General features: G+C 71.7%; 22 protein-coding genes. 20 read left to right on the forward strand and 2 right to left on the reverse strand.

All coding sequences use genetic code 11. The features are described 5' to 3' along the window. The 4 genes from hemC (at position 1) to CDO52_RS04590 (ending at position 4,713) form a co-directional block, all read left to right on the forward strand. Positions 1-1,005 carry a hydroxymethylbilane synthase gene (hemC, locus tag CDO52_RS04575; RefSeq protein ID WP_017621280.1) on the forward strand — a complete coding sequence of 335 codons (1,005 nt, stop codon included), beginning with the start codon at positions 1-3 and terminating at the stop codon, positions 1,003-1,005. A gap of 245 nt (positions 1,006-1,250) precedes the next feature. Continuing rightward, positions 1,251-2,906, forward strand: coding sequence for a bifunctional uroporphyrinogen-III C-methyltransferase/uroporphyrinogen-III synthase (locus tag CDO52_RS04580; protein WP_017621279.1), 1,656 nt, complete (start codon positions 1,251-1,253; stop codon positions 2,904-2,906). A gap of 79 nt (positions 2,907-2,985) precedes the next feature. Beyond that, positions 2,986-3,969 (forward strand): porphobilinogen synthase, encoded by a 984-nt coding sequence (gene hemB, locus CDO52_RS04585; protein WP_017621278.1) that lies wholly within the window; start codon positions 2,986-2,988, stop codon positions 3,967-3,969. Positions 3,970-4,056: 87 nt separating this feature from the next. After that, on the forward strand, positions 4,057-4,713 hold the full coding sequence (locus tag CDO52_RS04590) for a bifunctional DNA primase/polymerase (protein ID WP_017621277.1): 657 nt from the start codon (positions 4,057-4,059) through the stop codon (positions 4,711-4,713). Positions 4,714-4,813: 100 nt separating this feature from the next. Here CDO52_RS04590 and rraA read toward each other — a convergent pair whose 3' ends face one another. Continuing rightward, on the reverse strand, positions 4,814-5,305 hold the full coding sequence (gene rraA / locus CDO52_RS04595; protein ID WP_017621276.1) for a ribonuclease E activity regulator RraA: 492 nt from the start codon (positions 5,303-5,305) through the stop codon (positions 4,814-4,816). Positions 5,306-5,504: 199 nt separating this feature from the next. On the opposite strand from rraA, the gene hemL reads away from it, so the two are divergent. The 5 genes from hemL to CDO52_RS04620 all read left to right on the forward strand — a co-directional run bounded on the left by hemL (position 5,505) and on the right by CDO52_RS04620 (position 10,130). Continuing rightward, the gene (gene hemL, locus CDO52_RS04600) at positions 5,505-6,800 is read left to right on the forward strand and encodes a glutamate-1-semialdehyde 2,1-aminomutase (protein WP_051060928.1); all 1,296 of its coding nucleotides are present in this window, start codon (positions 5,505-5,507) and stop codon (positions 6,798-6,800) included. An 87-nt stretch (positions 6,801-6,887) separates the two neighbouring features. Then, a complete protein-coding gene (locus CDO52_RS04605; protein ID WP_094932217.1) occupies positions 6,888-7,787 on the forward strand; it encodes a LysR family transcriptional regulator in 900 nt (299 codons plus the stop codon). 129 nt (positions 7,788-7,916) lie between these two features. Further along, the gene (locus CDO52_RS04610; RefSeq protein ID WP_094932218.1) at positions 7,917-8,552 is read left to right on the forward strand and encodes a histidine phosphatase family protein; all 636 of its coding nucleotides are present in this window, start codon (positions 7,917-7,919) and stop codon (positions 8,550-8,552) included. A 336-nt stretch (positions 8,553-8,888) separates the two neighbouring features. Then, positions 8,889-8,987 carry a 30S ribosomal protein bS22 gene (locus CDO52_RS04615; protein ID WP_017621272.1) on the forward strand — a complete coding sequence of 33 codons (99 nt, stop codon included), beginning with the start codon at positions 8,889-8,891 and terminating at the stop codon, positions 8,985-8,987. A 102-nt stretch (positions 8,988-9,089) separates the two neighbouring features. After that, positions 9,090-10,130 (forward strand): NAD-dependent epimerase/dehydratase family protein, encoded by a 1,041-nt coding sequence (locus CDO52_RS04620; RefSeq protein WP_017621271.1) that lies wholly within the window; start codon positions 9,090-9,092, stop codon positions 10,128-10,130. Between the two features lie 93 nt (positions 10,131-10,223). Here CDO52_RS04620 and CDO52_RS04625 read toward each other — a convergent pair whose 3' ends face one another. Then, the gene (locus CDO52_RS04625) at positions 10,224-11,042 is read right to left on the reverse strand and encodes an HAD family hydrolase (RefSeq protein ID WP_017621270.1); all 819 of its coding nucleotides are present in this window, start codon (positions 11,040-11,042) and stop codon (positions 10,224-10,226) included. A gap of 185 nt (positions 11,043-11,227) precedes the next feature. On the opposite strand from CDO52_RS04625, the gene CDO52_RS04630 reads away from it, so the two are divergent. From CDO52_RS04630 to CDO52_RS04675, 11 genes are all read left to right on the forward strand, one after another. Then, positions 11,228-12,472, forward strand: coding sequence for an antibiotic biosynthesis monooxygenase (locus tag CDO52_RS04630; protein ID WP_017621269.1), 1,245 nt, complete (start codon positions 11,228-11,230; stop codon positions 12,470-12,472). 258 nt (positions 12,473-12,730) lie between these two features. Further along, positions 12,731-13,429: an LmeA family phospholipid-binding protein gene (locus CDO52_RS04635; protein WP_017621268.1), complete on the forward strand. Its 699-nt coding sequence runs from the start codon at positions 12,731-12,733 to the stop codon at positions 13,427-13,429. A gap of 228 nt (positions 13,430-13,657) precedes the next feature. After that, entirely contained in the window at positions 13,658-13,969 is a 312-nt protein-coding gene (locus CDO52_RS04640; protein WP_094932798.1) for a thioredoxin family protein, read from the forward strand. 94 nt (positions 13,970-14,063) lie between these two features. Further along, a complete protein-coding gene (locus CDO52_RS29380; protein ID WP_394340776.1) occupies positions 14,064-14,153 on the forward strand; it encodes a putative leader peptide in 90 nt (29 codons plus the stop codon). A 125-nt stretch (positions 14,154-14,278) separates the two neighbouring features. Next, the gene (locus tag CDO52_RS04645; protein ID WP_017621266.1) at positions 14,279-14,701 is read left to right on the forward strand and encodes a DUF4395 domain-containing protein; all 423 of its coding nucleotides are present in this window, start codon (positions 14,279-14,281) and stop codon (positions 14,699-14,701) included. Between the two features lie 154 nt (positions 14,702-14,855). After that, complete coding sequence (locus CDO52_RS04650) at positions 14,856-15,695, forward strand: sulfurtransferase (protein ID WP_017621265.1); 840 nt, start codon at positions 14,856-14,858, stop codon at positions 15,693-15,695. Beyond that, a complete protein-coding gene (locus tag CDO52_RS04655) occupies positions 15,638-16,000 on the forward strand; it encodes a DUF1416 domain-containing protein (RefSeq protein ID WP_051060927.1) in 363 nt (120 codons plus the stop codon). The genes CDO52_RS04650 and CDO52_RS04655 overlap by 58 nt, the downstream gene beginning before the upstream one ends. 248 nt (positions 16,001-16,248) lie before the next feature. Then, complete coding sequence (locus CDO52_RS04660) at positions 16,249-17,088, forward strand: EamA family transporter (protein WP_017621263.1); 840 nt, start codon at positions 16,249-16,251, stop codon at positions 17,086-17,088. A gap of 119 nt (positions 17,089-17,207) precedes the next feature. After that, positions 17,208-19,232, forward strand: a complete 2,025-nt coding sequence (locus CDO52_RS04665) for a hypothetical protein (protein WP_094932219.1) — start codon at positions 17,208-17,210, stop codon at positions 19,230-19,232. Positions 19,233-19,413: 181 nt separating this feature from the next. After that, the gene (locus CDO52_RS04670; protein WP_017621261.1) at positions 19,414-20,670 is read left to right on the forward strand and encodes a MurT ligase domain-containing protein; all 1,257 of its coding nucleotides are present in this window, start codon (positions 19,414-19,416) and stop codon (positions 20,668-20,670) included. A gap of 12 nt (positions 20,671-20,682) precedes the next feature. Further along, positions 20,683-21,396, forward strand: coding sequence for a type 1 glutamine amidotransferase (locus CDO52_RS04675; protein ID WP_017621260.1), 714 nt, complete (start codon positions 20,683-20,685; stop codon positions 21,394-21,396). Positions 21,397-21,524 lie beyond the last annotated feature (128 nt).

Below are 21,524 nucleotides of genomic sequence, written 5' to 3' on the forward strand. Positions count from 1 at the left end.
ATGACCTCCGTGCCCGCCCGGCTCGGCACCCGTCGCAGCACCATGGCCACCACGCAGTCCCAGCAGGTGGCCGACGCCATCACCGAGCGCACCGGTATCCCCGTCGAACTGGTCCTGATCACCAGCTTCGGCGATGTCACCAAGGCCCAGCTGACCCAGCTCGGCGGTACCGGTGTCTTCGTCAACGCGCTGCGCGACGAGCTGCTCGCGGGAAATATCGACTTCGCGGTGCACTCCCTGAAGGACCTGCCCACCACCCCGGCGGACGGGCTGACGCTCGTCGCCATCACCGGGCGGGACGACCCGCGCGACGCGCTGTGCGCCCGCGACGGCCTGAAGTTCGCCGACCTGCCGCGCGGCGCCACCATCGGCACCGGCTCGCCGCGGCGCGTCGCCCAGCTCGCGGCGCTCCGCCCCGACCTGAACTTCGTGCCGATCCGCGGCAACGCCGAGACGCGGCTGGGCAAGGTCGCCTCCGGCGACCTCGACGCCGTCGTGCTGGCCTACGCCGGCCTCGAACGGATCGGTCGCGCCGACGACGTCACCGACATCTTCGAGCCCTCGCAGATGCTGCCCGCCCCCGGCCAGGGCGCTCTGGCCGTCGAGTGCGACATCTCCCGCGCCGACCGCGACCTGGGCTACCTCACCGCTGTCGACCACACGCCGACCCGGATGGCGGTGGCCGCCGAGCGCACGATTCTGGCCGAGCTGGAGGCGGGCTGCGCCGCCCCCGTCGGGGCGTACGCCGAGTATCACGACGGCCTGCTGCGGCTGCGCGCCGCCGTCGTGGCCACCGACGGTCGGCAGGCGGTGCATCGCGAGCGCGCCGTCGCGCTGGACGGCCCCGACATCACGGTCGCGGCGGCCGAACGCCTCGGCCGCAAGCTCGCCCGCGAGATGATCGCGGAGGGGGCCGACCGCATCGTGGCCGCCGCCGCGGGGGAGTCCTCCGGCACGGAGGCCGAGCCAGAGCAGGGGGAGCACGAGCAGGGGGAGCAAGGGTAGGCCGCCGCCCTGACGGGGCGCCCCGGCCAGCGCGCCATCGGGGCATCGGGGCATCGCGACCCGGGATACCGGGCGGGATCGCGGTGGCGCCGGGACGCCGAGCCGCGGGGAAACGCGGTGGCGGAGAAACCAAGGAGCGAGCGCACATTGACTACGCCCCACAGACAACCGCGGGAATTCCTGTGCTCGCGGGCAGGGGTCCGATTCCTCCTCGGGCGTGATGTCCGGGGCATCCTCGGAGGTTCATGGTGAATCAGCACACTGAGCCGAGCGCTGGCCACGTCGCGATCGTCGGGGCCGGGCCGGGCGGCGCGGAGCTGCTGACGCTGCGGGGTGCCGCGCTGCTCGCGGAGGCCGACGTCGTCATCACCGTCCGCGAGCCCGGGCCCGAGCTGGCCAAGTACCGGGCCGCCCTGCTCAAGCACTGCCGTGACGACGTCACGGTGCTGGAGCCGGCCGAGTGCGGCGGCGAGATCAACGCCCTGGCCGTCAACCACGCCCGCGAGGGCAGCCGCGTGGTCCGCCTGTACACCGGCGACCCGCTGGTGGGCTGCCGGGGCGCCGAGCTGGCCGCGGCCTGCCAGCGGGCCGGTATCGAGTGCGAGGTCGTGCCGGGGCTGTCCTCGATCACCGCGGTCCCGTCCTTCGCGGGTATCCCACTGATGCCCGAGGGCGTCAGCGGGATGCACGTCGTCAACGCCCGCAACAGCGGGTTCGACCTGGAGCGGCTGCCCGAGGACGACGGCGCGACCCTGGTCGTGCTGGGGCCGGAGATCCCCGAGGACGACCCGGACCACGCCGGTCCCGGCTACGACCGGCTGTGCAAGGCTCTGATCGCGGGCGGACGCGCCGCTGACACCCCCGTCGCCGTCACCCGCATGGGCAGCACCACCGAGCAGAGCACGGTCGTGTCCACGCTCGGTCGGCTCACCGCCGACATCAAGGCCGCCGACGCCAAGGGCAACAACGTCACCTCGCCCGCGACGCTCGTCGTCGGCCCGGGGGTCGCCCAGCAGCAGGAGCTGTCCTGGTTCGAGACGCGTCCGCTGTTCGGCTGGCGGGTGCTGGTCCCGCGCACCAGGGAGCAGGCGGCCGGGCTCGCCGACCAGCTGCGCGGGTACGGCGCTGTGCCCGAGTCGGTGCCCACGATCTCCGTCGAGCCGCCGCGCACCCCGCAGCAGATGGAGCGAGCCGTGCGCGGCCTGGTGACCGGCCGCTACCAGTGGGTCGCGTTCACCTCGGTCAACGCGGTCAAGGCCATCCGGGAGAAGTTCGAGTCCTACGGCCTGGACGCCCGCGCGTTCGCCGGGGTCAAGGTCGCGGCCGTCGGCGAGCAGACCGCCGCGGCGCTGCGCGAGTTCGGCATCCAGCCCGACCTCACCCCGCCTTCGCACCAGCAGTCCGGTGCCGGACTGGTCGAGGTGTGGCCGCCCTACGACGCTGAGATCGACCCCATCGAGCGGGTGCTGCTGCCGCGCGCCGACATCGCGACCGAGACGCTCGCCGCCGGTCTGGCCGACCTGGGCTGGGAGGTCGACGACGTCACGGCCTACCGGACCGTCCGCGCCGCGCCGCCGCCCGCTCCGATCCGCGAGGCGATCAAGGGCGGCGGGTTCGACGCCGTGCTCTTCACGTCCTCCTCCACCGTCCGCAACCTGGTGGGCATCGCCGGAAAGCCGCACAACACCACCGTCATCGCGGTGATCGGCCCGGAGACCGCCAAGACCGCGGAGGAGTTCGGCCTGCGCGTCGACGTCGTCGCACCGAAAACCTCGGTTTCCGCCCTTGCCGCCGCGCTGTCGGAGTACGGTGCGGCACAACGGGCCGAGGCGCTGGCAGCGGGGAAGCCGGTCCTCAAGCCCAGTCAGAAGCGGCGCGGCCGACGGCGCAAGACGCTGTAGGTCCTCCGAGGTCCTCGACCCCGGTCCGCCCGCTCCGAGAACCAATCCGCACCCTGCCCCACATAGGGAGTGTCGCCACATGTCCGCTCGTTATCCCGCCGCCCGCCCGCGTCGGCTGCGCCGCACACCCGCGCTGCGCCGCCTGGTGGCGGAGACGCGGTTGCGACCGGAAGAGCTGATCCTGCCGATGTTCGTCAAGGAGGGCATCGACGCGCCGAACCCGGTCGAGTCGATGCCCGGCCAGGTTCAGCACACGCGCGACAGTCTGCGCAAGGCGGCGCAGGAGGCCGCTGAGGCCGGTGTGGGCGGGCTGATGCTGTTCGGCATCCCGGAGTTCAAGGACGACCGCGGCGCGGCCGCCGACGACCCGGGCGGCATCGTGCAGCGGGCGCTGCGCGACCTCTCCGCCGATCTCGGCGACGACATGGTGATCATGGCCGACCTGTGCCTGTGCGAGTACACCGCGCACGGGCACTGCGGCGTGCTCACCCCCACGCACCAGGTCGACAACGACGCCACCCTGGAGCGCTACGCTTCCATCGCCATCGCGCAGGCGGCGGCCGGTGCGCAGGTGGTGGGGCCGAGCGGGATGCAGGACGGACAGGTCGGCGCGATCCGTGCGGCGCTGGACAAGGCGGGGTATACCGACGTCGTGATCCTGGCCTACGCCGCGAAGTACGCCTCGGCGTTCTACGGCCCGTTCCGCGACGCCGCCGAGGGCGCGCCGCAGTTCGGCGACCGCACCGGCTACCAGCAGGACCCGGCCAACGTGCGCGAGGCGCTGCGCGAGGTCGAGCTCGACCTCGGCGAGGGGGCCGACATGGTCATGGTCAAACCGGGGCTGGCCTATCTCGACATCATCGCCAAGATCGCGGATCGGGTCGACGTACCAGTCTCCGCCTACCAGGTCAGCGGTGAGTACGCGATGATCGAGGCCGCCGCGCGTAACGGCTGGATCGACCGCGAGCGCGCGATCATGGAGGCGCTCCTCGGGTTCCGCAGGGCCGGAGCAGCTCAGATCCTCACCTATTGGGCCACGGAGGCCGCACGCCTCCTGCGCTGACGGGAACAGACGCTTCCCGGTCGCCCAGGTCGAGGTCGGGAAGGCGAGAACCGACCGACACGACCGGGACGAACAGGGAGGGAACCCATGGCCGATGTGATCCAGCGGCGGAAACGCCGCCACGCGCTGGGCGACATGTTGGGCGCGGCCTTGAAGTACGCGTCTCTGGGCTGGCCGGTCTGCCGTGGTGCCGCACCCTCCGCGATGGGCGGCCGCGCCTGCGGCTGCGACCGCATCGGCTGTCCCGACCCCGCCGCCCACCCGATGTCGGCCGCCTGGGGCATGGAGGCCACCGTCAACCCCGACACCATCCGCCGATGGTGGACGACCACGCCCACCGCCAACGTGGTCCTGCCCACCGGCCGCGTCTTCGACGTCCTCGACGTCCCCGCGGGTGCCGGAGTCATGGCCCTGACCCGCATGGACCGCGCGGGCGTCCCGGCGGGCCCGGTGGGGGCCGTGGACGGCCGCCACCTGTTCTTCGTCGCCACGCGCTCGCCGGTCGACGAGGACGAATGGTGGTCCTGCCACCTCGACTGCGTCCCCGAGACCAGCTCCGACACCCCCGGTCTGCGCTGGCACTGCCGCGACAGCTACGTCCTCGCCCCGCCCTCGCAGCTCCCCTCGGGCGCCGCCGCCACCTGGATCCGCGGCCCGCGTGAAGGCGCGGCCCCCACGGGCCTGCCCGACCCCATCACGGTCCTGGACATCATCTCCGACGCCTGCGAGGAGTTCACCTCCTAAAGCCGCTGGGGTCCGCAGGGGCACGGACGTCCCTGGGCGAGCAGGGGGTCGGCCGACCCCGGCGGTCCGGCGGCCGCGCGGGGCGGACCGGGGCAGAGGGCTACGGAAGGTCCAGTTTCTCGTCGCTGACGACGATGCCGTCCTCGTCGCTGTAGAGCCAGCTCTCCGGCGTGAAGACGACGTTCCCGAAGGACACGGCCCCGTCCAGGTGGCCGGCGCCGGTCTTGGTGGACTTGCGCGGGGTGCTGCCCAGCGCCTTGATGCCCAGGTCGAGCTTGGCCAAGGTCGCGGTGTCGCGGACCGCGCCGTTGATGACAACGCCGGCCCAGCCGTTGTCGAAGGCCGCCTGGGCGATCAGGTCGCCCATCAGGGCCGTGCGCAGGGAACCGCCGCCGTCCACGACCAGGACCCAGCCTTCGCCGGGCTGGTTGAGCTGTTCCTTGACCATGGCGTTGTCCTCGTGGCACTTGATCGTGGCGATCGGGCCGTAGAACGCCGTGCGTCCGCCGAACTGGCGGAACTGGGTCTCGCAGGTGACGATCGCCTCCCCGTGGGCGTCGATCAGGTCGGCGGTGGCGAACACCTCAGACATACAGTCCCCCTGGATTGGGTGCGGTGGTGGTGGGTCTGGCAGTGCTGGATAGGGAAGTACTGGACAGCGCGGTGATGGATGTGCCGGTGGTGCGGGTGTGCCTGCGGAAGCTGTGCCCTCGAACCTAACAACTCGGGTCGCGGCACGTGCGGCGGGTCTCGGGAATTCACCCGTCCGGCCAGGTGCGACACTGGGAGGCGTGGCTACACATACGACTTCCGATGAGTTGTTCCAACGAGCCGGTGCGGTGGTTCCGGGGGCGGTGAACTCCCCCGTCCGCGCGTTCGGCGCGGTGGGCGGTACCCCGCCCTTCATGGCGTCGGGGAACGGCCCCTACCTGACGGACGTGGACGGCAACACCTACGTCGACCTCATCTGCTCCTGGGGTCCGCTGATCCTCGGCCACGCGCACACCGCCGTGGTGGAAGCGCTGACCGAGGCCGCGAGCAAGGGCACCTCCTATGGCGCGCCGACACCGGGCGAGGTGGAGCTGGCCGAGGAGATCGCCGCGCGTACCCCCGTGGAGCGGGTGCGGCTGGTCAATTCCGGGACCGAGGCCACCATGTCGGCGATCCGGCTGGCGCGCGGCGCCACCGGCCGCAGCAAGGTGGTCAAGTTCGCCGGGAACTACCACGGGCACGTCGACGCCCTGCTGGCCGCGGCCGGGTCCGGGGTGGCGACGTTCGCGCTGCCCGACTCCCCGGGCGTCACGGGCGCGAGCGCCGCCGACACGCTGGTCCTGCCCTACAACGACATCGAGGCCGTGGAGCGGGCCTTCGCCGAGTCCGGGGACGAGATCGCCTGCGTGATCGCCGAAGCGTGCCCGGCCAACATGGGCATCGTGCCGCCGAAGGACGGCTTCAACGCGCGGCTCAAGGAGATCACCGCGAAGCACGGCGCGCTGCTGGTGCTCGACGAGGTCCTTACCGGCTTCCGCGTCAGCCGCTCGGGCTGGTTCGGCCTGGAGGGCGTCACCCCCGACCTGATGACGTTCGGCAAGGTCATGGGCGGCGGGCTGCCCGCGGCGGCGTTCGGTGGCCGTGCCGACCTCATGGAGCAGCTGGCCCCGGCCGGCCCCGTCTACCAGGCCGGGACGCTCTCGGGGAACCCGCTGGCCACGGCGGCCGGACTGGCGACCCTGCGCAACGCGACCCCCGAGGTCTACGCGCACATCGACCGCGTGTCGGCGCAGGTCGCCGAGGCGGCGGGCAAGGAGCTCAGCGCGGCCGGGGTGCCGCACCGCATCCAGCACGGCGGCAACCTGTTCACGGTGTTCTTCACCGAGGACGAGGTGACCGATTTCGACGGTGCGCGGGCGCAGAACACCGCCGCCTTCGCCGCCTTCTTCCACGCGATGCTGGACCAGGGCGTGTACCTCCCGCCCGCGGCGTTCGAGGCGTGGTTCTTCTCCGCCGCCCATGACGACACGGCCATCGACCGGGTCGTCTCGGCCCTGCCCAAGGCCGCGCGCGCCGCCGCGGAGGCCAGCGCCTAGGCCTTTTTGGAAAGCAGGGCGACGGGCGGCAAAGGAGCGCTACGCCGTTTGCTGACCGATCGTTAACCGGCGCTTTATGATGTGGAGATGTTGGATCTCGACCGGTTGCGCGCGCTCACCACGATCGCCCAGTACGGCTCGGTGAGCGCGGCGGCCGACGTCCTGGGTATCACCACATCGGCCGTCTCCCAGCAGATCACCAAGCTGGAGCGGGAGACCTCCGCAACGCTGTTGGAACGCAATGGGCGCGGCGTCCAGCTCACGGACGCCGCGCACGTGCTCGTCCAGCACGCCGACCGGATCCTCGGACTGATCACCGAGGCCGAGGCCGACCTGGAGGCGCAGCAGGGCGGCGTCGTCGGGCCGCTGCGGGTCGCCGCGTTCCCCACCGCGGCCCGCGGGCTCATGCCGCAGGTCCTCGTCGACGCGGCGGAGCGGCACCCGCGGCTCAGCGTCACGCTCACCGAGTGCGACCCCATGGCCTCCCAGACGCTGGTGCTGCGCGGCGAGAGCGACCTCGCCGTCGTCCAGGACTGGGAGGGCTCGCCGCTCCCGATCCTCGAGGGCATCGAGCGCGTGCACCTCTTCGACGACACCGCCGAGGTAGCCGTGCCGGTGTCGCACCCGCTCGCCGAGCGGGAGGACGTGGAGATGTCCGAGCTCGCCGACGAGAAGTGGATCTCCTCCCCACGGGGCACCATCTGTTTCGACTGGCTCGCCGACACCCTGCGCCGCCGAGGTGTGGAGCCGCGGATCGCGCACTACAGCGGGGAGTACCCCACCCAGCTGGCCCTGGTCGCGGCCGGACTGGGCCTCGCGCTGCTGCCCCGACTGGGCCGGGGGCGGCTGTGGCCCGATGTGGTGACGGTGCCGGTTCGCCCGCTGCTCTTCCGCAGCGTCTACGCGCTGTGGCGGCGGGAGGCGGGCCGACGGCCCGCCGTGCGGGCCATGGTGACGGCCCTGCGCAGCGCGGCCGATACCGTTTAAGGGCGCGCCGCCTCGCGCGTGACGTCGTCACCACCCGTAACGACCCGGTCGGTGGCGCCACCGGCGGCGCCGACGCCGCGGCGCGGCGTGCCCGGCTGAGAAGAACCACGAAGGGAAGCGGTCGCACACATGCCCACGACCACCGTCGTCCACCTGCTTCGGCACGGTGAAGTGCACAACCCTGACGGAATCCTCTACGGGCGGCTTCCGGACTTCCACCTCAGCGAGACCGGACGCCGGATGGCCGATCTCGCCGCGGCCTGGTTCTCGGACCGGGACATCGCCGCGCTGTACTCCTCTCCGCTGGAGCGCACCCAGGAGACCGCCCAGCCGCTGGCGGACCGCTTCGGGCTGCCCGTCCGACTCGACGAGCGGCTGATCGAGGCGGCCAACTCGCTGCAGGGCCGGCACGTCAGCCGCGGATCGTTCACCGACCCGCAGGTCGTCCGGCGGCTGTACAACCCCTTCCGGCCGTCGTGGGGCGAGCCCTACACCGAGATCGCGGCCCGCATGGTCGACATCGTGAAGGTCGTTCGCAAGGAGGCGTGGGGACGCGAGGCCGTGTGCGTCAGCCACCAGCTGCCGATCTGGACGGTGCGCCGCGCGGCCGAGCACAAGCGGCTGTGGCACCGGCCGGACCGCCGCCAGTGCGAGCTCGCCAGCGTCACGTCGCTGACCTTCGAGGACCAGCGGCTGGTCAGTGTGGGGTACTGCGAGCCCGCGGCCGAGCTCTACGGCTCGGGTCCGGGCGTCCCCGGCGCGTAACCGCCCAGCCGCAGGGGTCGGAGGGGCGCGGGAAGGAACGGCCGGTGTTCGGCGTTGTGCGCAGGTGGAGCCCCCCGCATCCGGTCACTAGATCAGCGGTCGTGCGTTCGGTGGTTGGCGCGAGCGGGTAGGCTGGCTCGTTGGGTGCGGCGTATGCGTCGCTCTCCGTTCGCACGGAGGGACGGCACGCGTTTCCGCGTTCCGAGCCCGCGTTCATGAGCCCGTGGGGCGGCGCGTCGTATCCCCCTCGATGGCACCCGATGGTCCGCCCGCGTTCGCGGGAGTGGGCTGGGTGGGCTGTCGTGTCTTCAGCAACCGTTGGCGAGAGGTGATCCTATGGGTTCCGTCATTAAGAAGCGCCGCAAGCGCATGGCGAAGAAGAAGCACCGCAAGCTTCTCAAGAGGACTCGCATCGCGCGCCGCAACAAGAAGTAGGTCGTGTCTCTCCGCTGACGCCGCACCTGTCGGTCACGGCCGTGGCGGACGCGGAGACACCCCCTCATTCACGCGTACCCAACTCTTCGAGGCGTGCTAGTCATGGGCCGAGTCGTACTTGTCACCGGGGTCTCCCGCCATCTGGGCGCCCGGGCCGCGGAGAAACTGCTCGACGACCCCGGTGTCGACCGGGTCATCGGCGTCGATCCCGCGCCGCCGGGATACGCGCCGGGGCGGGTCGAGTACGTCGCCGCGGATCTCCATGACGACAGTGTGAGCAGGGTCGTCCGCGACTCCGGCGCGGACACGGTCCTGCACCTCGGCCTCGCCACGGCGCCCGAGAGCGCCGAAGGCCGGACGGAGTCACAGGCCAACCACGTCCTCGGCACCATGCAGCTGCTGGCCGCGTGCCAGCGGTCCACGACCGTGCGGCGGCTCGTGGTGCGCTCCAGCGCGGCCGTCTACGGCGCCGCCGCGCACTCCGCGGAGCTGTACACGGAGGACCTGCGGGCGCGTGACATCCCGCGCTCCGCCTACGCCCAGGACGCCGCCGAGGTGGAGCGGCACACGCGCGGCCTGGCCCGCCGACGCCCGGACATGTCCGTGGCCGTCCTGCGCCTCGCCAACCTCATCGGCCCGTCGATGGAGACCCCGCTCGCCCGCTACTTCGGGCTCCGGGTCGTTCCCACGGTCCGCGGTTACGACCCGCGCATGCAGTTCATCCACGAGGACGACGCCGTCGAGGCCCTGAGCCTGATGGCCGTCGGCGACGGCGCGGGCGTCTTCAACGTCGCGGCCCCCGGGGCCATCCCGCTGTCCCAGTGCCTGCGCCGGGCCGGGCGGCCCGGTGTGGCGATGCCCGAGCGCGGCCTGCGCATGCTGCGCGGCCTGGCTCGGCGCGGACGGATCGACTACTCGCCGGAGCAGCTGCGCCTGCTCTGCTCCGACCGCGTCATGGACGTCAGCAAGCTCCAGCGGACGGTGGGCTGGTCGCCGGCCTACACGTCGCAGGAGACCTTCGAGGCGTTCCTCGCGGAGCGCGGGGTCGACGGCGACGGCCCGAAGAACGGCCGCGAGCGCGGCCGAGACCGCGATCGCAGTCCCGTGATCCACCGGGTGCGGGCCGCGGTGGGGCGCTCGTAGCCCTCACTCTCTCGTTGATCTCGGGGATATCGACCGAATACCCGCCAGAATTCGGTCGATATCCCCGAGATCAACGGAGGATCAGCGCTGGTACTACTGCGTCCCCCGGCGGCGACGCATCACGCCCACCGCCACCGCCCCGCCGATCGCGCCCGCGACGGCGGCGGACATCCCGACCCGCAGCTTCGCCCGGTGCCGGCGGAACTCGTGCACCGGCCACCCCTGCGCCTCGGCGTGCTCGCGCAACGCGTCGTCGGGGTTGACCGCGTTGGGGTGGCCCACGAGTGACAGCATCGGCAGGTCGTTGCACGAGTCGCTGTAGGCGGCGCAGGCCGACAGGTCCAACCCCTCGCGCCGCGCCAGGGTGCGCACGGCCTCGGCCTTGGCCGGGCCGTGCAGCAGGTCGCCCACCAGCCGTCCGGTGTAGACGCCGTCGACCGTCTCGGCGACGGTCCCCAGAGCGCCGGTCAGGCCCAGCTTCCGCTTGATGATCTCGGCGAGTTCCACCGGGGTCGCGGTAACCAGCCAGACGCTCTGCCCGGCGTCGAGGTGGCGGCGGACGAGGTGGCGCGCGCCCTCCCAGATCCGGTCCGACATCGTCTCGTCGTAGATCTCCTCGCACAGCGAAACGAGGTCGTCCACGGCGTGCCCGGCGACGAACGCCAGCGCGGCCTCGCGCGCGGCGTGGATGTGCTCGGGCCGTTCGCTGCCGCTGAGCCGGAACACCGCCTGCCCCCACGCGAACCGCAGCAGGTCGCGCGTGGTGAACAGGTCGCGGGCGGCGAGTCCGCGCGCGAAGTAGTAGATCGACGCACCGCGCATCAGGGTGTTGTCGACATCGAAGAAGGCCCCGCCGCGCCGGACGATGGCGGCATCGCCGCCATTCTCATCAGGTCGGATATGCGCCCACATGTCTTGAGCCTACGGTCACCGGCGTGCGTGGCGTCCGGAACGCGAATACGAGGTCACTCCGGGTGAGCTAACTCACAGCACAATTGGGGCATCTGCGCCTGGTCCCGGGAAATCGGGGCAAGTCGGCGATGGGAAAGCCGCGTCGTGTGCACGAGCGGGGTTGAGAGTGCAGCATTATTAGCGGGATGGTCGAGGTAGGACTGGCATTCGTCTGCGCACTGGTGGCATGGAGCGCCACCGCTGCGCTGATCGCACGTACTCAACGGGAACCGCAGGTCTACACGGGTGCGTGGGTCGCGTCGTCAGTGGGCGTCGCGATCGCGCTGAGCGCTGCCTTCCCCGGGGCGCTGCTGGATTTCTCGGACGTGACCTTCCGGATCTTCCAGATCGGGGTGGCCCTCATCGGGCCGCTGATGGCGGCGTGGGGCGCGGTCGAGTACGCGGTCGATTCGCCCCGGGCGCGCTTCGGAACCCGGCTGGTGGTGACGGCGCTGACCATCGTCCCGCTGGTGGTGCTCGCCATAGACCGGCTGCGCGGCCGCTACGACGGCAGCTATCCGGCCATGGCCGACCACTACGACCTCATCCCCAAGACCGTGCTGGGCCTGGTGCACACGTTCGCGGTGCTGGCCCTGATCGCGTGTGCGATCGTGGCGGTGCGGCGGATGCGCGAGCGCCCGCGGTTCGCGCAGCACCAGCTGACGGTGATCGGTCTGGCCGCCCTCGCGGTCGTGCTGGAGATCCTGGTGGCCCGCGTCGGGCTGGCCGTGCTCGGCCAGCTCATGATGCTGGGGGCGGTGGGCGCGCTGTGGGCGGCCCTGGTCCGCGCCCAGAAGCCGCCGAGGGAGCGGCGCGGGCGGGGACGCGGCGGTCGGCGCCGGTCCACGGCTCCGCCGCCGGACGCATCCGATGTCGATGAGGACGAGCAGGACTTCCAGGACGTCCGCGATCAGGAGGAGGACGGCGTGTGGGGTAGGCGGCGCCGTAAGGAGCCCGAGTACGACGAGTACGACGACGGCTTCGACCGCGGGTTCGACGACGCGGACGACTACGACGAGTACGACGACGAGCCGGCGGCGTCCGCGCGCCAGCCCTCGCGGCTGCGCGGCATCATCACCATCTACACGCTGGCCGAGGGCCATGCGGACGCGTTCGACGACTGCGCCGACGAGGTCGTCGACGAGGTCGCCCGCCGGGAGCCGGACACCCTGCTGTTCGCCGCCCACACCGTGCCCAGCGCGCCGCAGCAGCGCATCGTCTACGCCATCTACCGCGACCAGCTCGCGATCGAGGAGCACGACCAGCAGCCGCACGTCATGGAGTTCCAGCGCCGCAGCTCCTCGCACGTGGTGGCCACCAATGTGATCGAGCTCGCGCTGTCGGGGGCGTCGGCCACCGACAACCTGGCGAGCATGCTGATGCCGCGCTGAATCCGGGGCGAACGCGCGCGGACGCACCGATGAGCACGGGATGAGAAGTGCCCGACGTTTCCTGGGTCGGCGGTGGGAATCGGCTGGGAGATTCCCACCGGAAACCGGGAGAAGGGGACGCGTCAAGTACGCTTCCTTCTCGTCGACTAGTCAGCCTGGGCGTCCTGTGGCGTCGCTGAGCTGTGCTCCGCGGCCCGTGGACCATCTCCCCCGGGCCGTGCGGAGCGCCGGGACTAACGGGAGTGTGCTGGAACCCCGATGCGTAAGTTTCTCGTCTTCATCCTGATCTTCCTGCTGGTGATGGTCGTGGTCGCCGACCGCGGGCTGCACTCGGCCGCGCAGAACGAGATCGCCAAGCGTGTGAGCCAGCGGTACCAGCTGTCCTCGGAGCCCGAGGTCACCATCGGCGGATTCCCCTTCCTGACGCAGGCGATCGGCGGGGAGTACTCCGAGATCCACATCGTCACCGGCGCGATGACCGTCAACGACGTCAACCTCGACCGTGTGGACATCACCGCCCGAAACGTCCAGGCTGCCATCGGCGACCTGATGACCGAGCCGAAGGTCATCGCCGGTGCCGCCGACGCCAAGGTGATGCTGCCCTACAGCGAGCTCCAGTCGCGGCTCCCGCAGGGCATCGTGATCGAGAACAAGGACGGCAAGCCGCGGATGACCGGCGACCTCGCGGTGCCCGGCGGCATCAGCGTCCCGGTCGCGGCCGACCTCGACGTGAGCATCGACGGCGACATCATCAACGTCACGCCGACCGATATCGAGGTGAGCGATGCCCCGATCGACCTCGGCTCGGCGGTCAAGGACCGGCTGACGGTCAGCTTCCAGGTCCCCCAGATGCCGTTCGACCTGCAGATCACCAAGATCGACGCGCTGCCCAACGGTGTCGAGGTGTCGGCCGAGGCCACCGACGTCCGGCTCGTGGGCGCGGCTTCGGAGGGGTAACCGCGCATGGGGCCGGATCAGCTCGTCGGCGGGGCGGTGGTCATCGCGACGCTCGCTCTGGCGACGCTGGCCGGTGTGCTGTGGCAGCGCGGCAATGGGCGGATGCGCGAGGTGCGGCCGACCGCTGCCGCGAACGCGGGGGAGCGCGGCGGGTCGGGGGACGACCGCGCTGCGCCGGACGACGGAGGAGCGGGTGTGAGCGAGGCCGACGGCAGCAGTCTCGACGGAATGGCCCTGACGGCCGAGGACATCGGGTCCCCGCTGGGGGAGCGGGCCACCCTGGTGCAGTTCTCCACCGCCTTCTGCCAGCCCTGCCGCGCCACGCGGCGCGTACTCACCGAGGTCGCGACCATGGTCGAGGGCGTCGCGCACGCGGAGATCGACGCCGAGTCGCGGCTCGACCTGGTACGGCGCCTCGACATCATGCGCACGCCCACCGTCTTCGTCCTCGACGCCCACGGGCGCGTCACCCGCCGGGCCAGCGGCCAGCCGCGCAAGGCCGACGTCATCGCCGCGCTGGGCCACACCATCGACTCCTGAGAACGCACCCCGCGCCGATCGCCGACGCCAGCGCGGATGGATGTGATCCGCCCCACTCGTGACATCGGCGCGTCCAACCCGTACGATCGTGAGCGTGACTTCTCCGACAGATGCGCTTTTGACGAAGCGACGCGCCGTGGACTTCTGCCGCGTCGCCACCGCACTCTGTCGCGCTTCCCGCTAGAGCGGATCTCCGCGGCGCCCATGCCCCGGATCCGGCCCGCGGCCAGCCGTCCGTGACCACGGAGGACTGACCAGGCCACCGCCTCTCGCCCCTCCCGCACCGCTCACGCAGCTGGGAAGCCCATCATGCAGGTCGACCCCCGCGGACAGCGATTCGCCGCCGTCGTCACCACCGTCGTTCTCGCCCTCGTGCTGATCACCGGCAGCCCCTGGCTGCTGGCGTTCCAGGCGCTGGTGTTCGCCGTCGCCGTGATGATCGGCGTCCGCCACTCGCCCTACGCGTGGATCTTCGCCCGCTTCGTGCGCCCCCGCCTCGGTGATCCCGAGGAGCTGGAGGACGCGGCCCCGCCGCGCTTCGCGCAGGGGGTGGGGCTGGCGTTCGCCCTCGTGGGGCTGGCCGGATACCTGTTCGTCGGTGCCTGGCTGGGGATGGTCGCCACGGCATTCGCTCTCTTCGCCGCTTTTCTCAACGCCGCCTTCGGCTTCTGCCTGGGCTGCGAGATGTACCTGTTGCTCCGCCGCCTGCCCCTCCCGGGCAGGGCCGCATAGGCGCGGCTCGGTGGCCCCCTACGTGGGAACGCATCACACCGGTCCGTGGGTAGGGACAGACACAGTCGGTTCCCCGCCTGCGGACGACACACAACCGACCGACCGATCCGGCCATTGAGGCCATCGCAGGCAACGATCTATGAGGAGGATCCCCATGAGCCGCTCCGACGTCCTTGTGGACGCCGACTGGGTGGAGGCTCACCTGAACGACCAAGATGTCGTTCTCGTGGAGGTCGACGAGGACACCTCGGCCTACGACAAGGGGCACATCCCCAACGCCGTCAAAATCGACTGGAAGAAGGACCTCCAGGACCCGGTCCGGCGCGACTTCATCGACAAGACCGGCTTCGAGACACTGCTCTCCGAGCGCGGCATCTCCAATGACGACACCGTCGTCCTCTACGGCGGCAACAACAACTGGTTCGCCGCCTACGCCTACTGGTACTTCCGCCTGTACGGCCACCAGAAGGTGCGGCTGCTCGACGGCGGCCGGAAGAAGTGGGAGCTCGACTCCCGCGAGCTGGTCGAGGAGGTGCCCGAGCGCACCAAGACCTCCTACAGCGCCCAGGACCAGGACCGGGCCATCCGGGCCTTCCGCGACGAGGTCGTCGGCGCCATCGGCACCAAGGACCTGGTGGACGTGCGCTCCCCCGACGAGTTCGTGGGCAAGCTGCTCGCCCCGGCCCACCTGCCGCAGGAGACCTCGCAGCGGCCCGGCCACATTCCGACCGCCCGGAACATCCCGTGGGCCAAGACCGCCAACGAGGACGGCACGTTCAAGTCCAACGATGAGCTGCGTGAGCTCTACACCGAGGCCGGTGTGGACCTGAACAAGGACATCATCGCCTACTGCCGTATCGGCGAGCGCTCGTCGCACACCTGGTTCGCCCTGCACGAGCTGCTCGGCCTGGAGAACGTGAAGAACTACGACGGTTCATGGACCGAATACGGCTCGCTGGTCGGCGTGCCGATCGAGCTTGGGGAGGCCAAGTGAGTAACGACGGATGCGGAGCGCCGGTCGGCGGCGTGGCCCTGGCCAACGCGGACGCCGGTGACCAGGCGGTCATCCAGGGCGTCGTGAAGCGCGACGGGGCCCCGCTGCGCGGCGCCTACGCGCGGCTGCTCAACACCGACGGTGACTTCGTCGGCGAGGTCGCCACCGGCGACGAGGGAACGTTCCGCTTCTTCGCCGCCGATGGGGACTGGAAGGTCCGCGTGCTCGCCTCCCAGGGCTTCACCGCGGAGTACGACGTCGCGGCCCAGGTGGGCAAGGTCATCGACCTCCAGGTCGAGGCCTGATCGTCCACCGCGCCCTCCACCGGAACGTCGGTCGGCACCACGTCTGACATGCCGACCGGCACGGAACGCGCCTGACATCGTTCAGGCCGCCCGATCGGACGCCGGCCGATCGGACACCGAGCGCGTGCCCGCAGAGGAATCCCCTCTGCGGGCACGCGCTCGTCTTTTCGCCGTGATCACCGCGAGGAGGGGGTCCGGACAGCACCCTCCCCGCTGTATCGGCGGTCGGGTTGGGAGGATCGGCTTCCATGAGCCCCGCCATCCTCGCCGCCGTGCTCGGCGCCGCGCTTCTGCACGCCGCCTGGAACGCGATCGCGCACGCGATCACCGACCGCCTTCTCGGCTTCGCGCTCATCGGTGCCTCCGGGATGGTCTGCGGCGGGGCGCTGGCCGTGGCGACCGGGCCGCCCGCGCCGGAGGTCTGGCCGCTCCTCCTGGGGTCGGCCCTGGTGCACGTGGTCTACATGAGCCTGCTCATGCTCTCCTACCGGACCGGGGAATTCGGTCAGGTCTATCCGCTGGCCCGGGGGACGGCGCCGTGGGTGGTGGCGCTGGCCGCGACCGTCGTCATCGGCGAGGCCCTGCCCCCGGTCCACCTGGCCGGGGTGCTGGTGATCTCCGCCGGGCTGATGGCGCTGGTGTTCGCCGGCGGACGGCCCCGACCTGGTCAAGCTCCGGCTCTGGTCGCGGCCGTCGCCACCGGGCTGGCGATCGCCGCCTACACCGTCCTCGACGGCTCCGGCGCCCGCCTGTCCGGCGACCCCGTCGGCTATCTGGCCTGGCTGATGCTGCTGCAAGGGCCGGTCTTCATGATCGTCGCCGTCATCACGCGCCGGGGGCGGCTCGTGGAACAGCTGCGCCCGATCTGGCGCGTCGGTGCCCTGGGCGGCGCGCTGAGTGCGGGCGCCTACGGTCTCGTGCTGTGGGCGCAGACGCAGGGGGCGCTGGCGAGCGTCGCGGCCCTGCGCGAGACCAGCATCGTTTTCGGCGCCATAATCGGCGCGATCGCGTTCAAGGAGAGTTTCGGCCATGTCCGATCTATCTCCGCGATCGCTGTCGTGACCGGTATCGTCCTGCTCGCGCTCTGAATTACCGGTCGCGTTATTTCCCGGGAGGTCGTGACAACTCGGCTACCGCCTGAAACCATTCCACCGTACCCATCCCGATCTCCCCGGCTCCCGTTGGCCCGGGCAGGAGGTGCGACGCGGTGGCAGCCCCTCGATCAGGAGTACAGACCGGGCTGACCTATCTCGGATGGCGCCATGAGCTACTGGTCCCGGACCCCGGACCGGCGCCCCGCCGTCCCGCACCTCCGGAGAGAGCCGCCATCAGCGAGGAGTGGCGCGCCGCCCAGCGGCGCCACGAGGCGAGAACGAACCGGCCCCTCACCGCCCTCCTCGCCCTGCTGAGCCTCGTGGCCCTGGCCTGCGTCGGCCTGTGGCCGGTGCGCATCCTCCCCGGGCTCATCGCGCTGGGCCTGTGCCTGGCCTGCCTCGCCATGGCGGCGCCCATCGTGGTCGCCCTGATGCAGAGCCGCCAGGTCATGGCCGAGCGTCTGCGCCGCGAGGAGGCCCGCCTCGCCGAAGAGCAGGAGCGGCTCGACGCGCAGCAGCGTGAGCGCTTGGAGGAGCACGCCCGCCGGTACGCCGCATGGCAGACCCGCAAGCGCGCATTCGAGGCGCAGCCCCGCTGGTACGGGGTGCGGGTACCCGAGGACGCCGGAACCGTGGTCGTCGCCGGAGGGACAGAAAGCGGCTGGTCGGCCCTGCTCACCACCCTTGGCGCGTCCCGGCTCCGCAGCGGGCGCGACCTCACCGTCGTGGACCTCTCCGGCCGCGCGCTCGCCGGAGACCTCATGGCCCTGGTCAAGCGCTCCGGCATCACCCCGCGCATCCGCGTCCTCCCCGCCGACCTGCAGCGCCTCCACCTCGGCACCGACCTCGACGGCGCGCAGCGCGCCCGCATCCTCTCGTCGGTCGCCTCGGCCCTCGACCCCAAGGCCGACATCGACATCGACGAGATGCTGCTGCTCCAGATCCTCGACGTCGTCGGCCCCGGGGCAAACGTCTCCGCTCTCATCGGCGGACTGCGCGCCCTGGCCGAACCCGCCGAAGGCGCCGCCACCCGGAGCGACCCCGCCCTGATGCTGCTCAGCCCGGAGCAGCGGGCCGAGATCCGCGAACGCTGCGGATCGGACCGGCCCGTCATGGAACGCGCCTGGGAACTGGAACGGCACATCGCCCCGTTCGAGGGCATCGGCACGCGCTGCGGCGACGAACCCTACGCGCAGATCAAGGTGATCGCCACCGACCGCGCCTCGGGGGCTGTCTCCACACGCGCCTACGGCACCTACGCCGTCGCCGCCCTGCGCGAGCTGCTGGAACTGCGCTCCCGCAACCCCCAGAGCGCGCAGCGCGCCCTCCGCCCGTGGGCCAACACCATCGTGGTGTGCGGCGCGGACGTGCTCCCGGCCGCCGAGATCGACCGGCTGATCGGGGCGGCCTCCTGGTGCGGGGCCGGCCTGGTGCTGATGATCCGCGAGGTCGGCGAACGCACCGCGCACCGGCTGGCCGCCCACGGGGTCTTCCCCGTGCTGATGCGCCAGCCCACCTCCGCATCGGCGGCACGCGCCGCCTCCTGGCTGGCGACCGGACGCGTGGCGGCGTCCGCGGCCGCGGGAGCGGCGGCCGAGAAGGCGGAGGACGTGGAGGTGCTGGCCGCGAGCAACGGCCACCGGGGGGCGGCGCGGCTCCCGATGCATCAGCTCACCGAGGTCATCGGCGAGGCGCTGAACGACGCGGTGGGCGAGGGCTACGTGGCCGAGGACAGCGAGGGCATCACCGCTCCCGTGCCCGTGCGCACCGCGGCCCCGCCGATCGCCCCGCTCAACCTCGCGCAGAACATGCGCGCGGCCACCGCCTGGGGCCGCGTCACCACCCAGGCCACCGAGATCGGCGAGGCCGACGGCACCGGTCCGGTCAACGGCTACCAGGTTGACCCGCACGGCCTGCGCACCCTGCCGCCCACCGCGATGGTCGTCCCCGGTGACGCGGGGCCGGTCCTCGCCGACGCCAACCCGGGCATCCTGACCCTGCCCACCGCCACCCTCAGCACCGTCGAGGAGTCCCGTGGGGAACCGGCCCGCCCGCCGGAGCCCCCGACCGCTGATCCCGGCGCCGCGCACCCCAACGTCGGCCCGCCTCCTGAGCGCCTGGACTGGCGCACGGTCTGACCATCCGGGCCCCGACCGGCCGCCGTCGCGTGCGAAGCGGGCGTCCGCCCGCCCTCCGCCTCCCCTTTTGGTCCCACAGGAGGCCACGGGCAATAGGCTTAGGAGGCGCCGCCACTCGCGTCAGGCGCCTTTTCGAACTGCCTTTCCGGCAGCCACCTCCAGCAGCAATCTAGTGGGGATCATGAGCGAACTTCCCTTGCGCGCCCAGCTGGCCGCGGTTTTGGGCAAGGGCGCGGCCACGCTGTCCCGGGCCACCGGGCGCGGCGACGGTTCCGTCATCGGCGGCCGGGTCGCGCTCAAGGTCGAGCCGGAGCTGCTCGCCAAACTCGCCCGCGGACGCAGGCTGACGCTGGTCAGCGCGACCAATGGCAAGACCACGACGACCCGGCTGATCGCGTCGGCACTGCGCGAACTCGGCGAGATCGCGACCAACGAGCACGGCGCGAACATGCCGACCGGGCACATCACGGCCTTGGCGAACGCCCCGGAGGCCCGCAACGGCGTCCTTGAGGTCGACGAGAAGTACCTGCCGCAGGTCCTGCGGGACACCAGCCCGGCGGTCGTCGTGCTGATGAACCTGAGCCGCGACCAGATGGACCGCGCCTCGGAGATCAACCTGCTCGCCAAGAAGTGGCGCGACGCGTTGCGCCGCAGCGAGGCGCACGTCGTCGCCAACGCCGACGACCCCCTCGTCGCGTGGGCGGGCCTCGGCGCGCGGCACGCCACCTGGGTGGCGGCGGGCCAGCGCTGGAAGGAGGACTCCTGGTGCTGCCCGGAGTGCGGCGGCCACCTCAAGCGTGAGCCCGATCCCCACTGGGAGTGCCCCGAGTGCGGGCTGAGCCGCCCGGAGGCGAGCTGGGCCGTCGACAACGAGAACGACACGATCACGGACTCCAACGGCCAGCCGATGCGGATGGAGCTCGGCCTGCCCGGCGACGCCAACCGCGCGAACGCGGCCGTCGCCGTGGCCACCGCCGCCGCCTACGGCATCCACCCCAAGCAGTCGCTGCCGCGGCTGCGCGAGATCCGTTCGGTGGCCGGGCGCTACACCTCCGTCGTCACCGACGGCGTCGAGGTGCGGCTGCTGCTCGCCAAGAACCCGGCCGGGTGGCTGGAGTCGTTCGCGGTGCTCAGCCAGCCGCACGTGCCGGTGATCCTGTCCGTCAACGCGCAGATCCCCGACGGCAAGGACACCTCCTGGCTCTGGGACGTCGACTACACGGTGCTGCGCGGGCGGCGGGTCTTCGTCATGGGCGAGCGCCGTACCGACCTGGCGCTGCGGCTGGAGACCGACGGTGTTCCGTTCCAGGTCGCCGACACGGTCGCCGACGTGGTCAGCCACGTCAAGGCGGAGCAGTCCGGCATCACGCAGATCGACGTCATCGCCAACTACACGGCCTTCCAGCAGATCCGCACGGCCTACGGCCGTGTGCAGTAGGAGGGGGACCCCATGAGCGACTCCAGCAGCGCCCTGCGCATCGTCTGGATCTATCCCGACCTGCTCAGCACCTACGGGGACAAGGGCAACGTGCTCGTGCTGCGCCGCCGCGCCGAGCTGCGCGGCATCCCGGTGGAGGAGGTGCACGTCCACTCCAGCGACCCCGTCCCGGCCGAGGGCGACATCTACCTGCTGGGCGGGGGCGAGGACCGGCCGCAGATCCTGGCGGCGGAGCGGCTGCGCGCCGACGGGGGGCTGAAGCGGGCGGCGGAGCGCGGCGCCTGCGTCTTCGCGGTCTGCGCCGGATACCAGATCGTCGGCGAGAGCTACGGTGACGACGACGACAACCCGCTGCCGGGTGTGGGCATCCTGGACATCCGCAGCGGGCGGGGCCAGGTCCGCGGGGTCGGCGAGATCGTGGCCGACGTCGAGCCGTCCCTGGGCGTCGGGCGCATCACCGGCTTCGAGAACCACCAGGGCCGCACCGCGATCGGGCCGTCCGCCACCCCGCTGTCGCACGTGGTCAAGGGCGTGGGCAACGACGACGGCCAGACCGAGGGCGCCGTCCAGGGCCAGATCCTCGGCACCTACCTGCACGGTCCCGCGCTGCCGCGCAACCCGGGCCTCGCCGACCTGCTGCTGCGCTGGCGCGTCGGGCAGATCCCGCCGCTGGAGCCGTCGTGGGGTGAGCGCCTGCACGAGGAGCGGCTCACGGCCGTCCTGTAGGACCCCGCGCGGCGCGCTCTTCGCACGTTCCCGCCTCCGTCGCGAGGACCAGCGGAAGCGCAGGGAGGCGGAGCAGAAGCGGAGCAACGCTGAAGGGCGGTGCCCCCGAACGGGGGCACCGCCCTTCA

Origin of the sequence: Nocardiopsis gilva YIM 90087, assembly GCF_002263495.1 — a bacterium.
GTDB classification, from domain to species: Bacteria; Actinomycetota; Actinomycetes; order Streptosporangiales; family Streptosporangiaceae; genus Nocardiopsis_C; species Nocardiopsis_C gilva.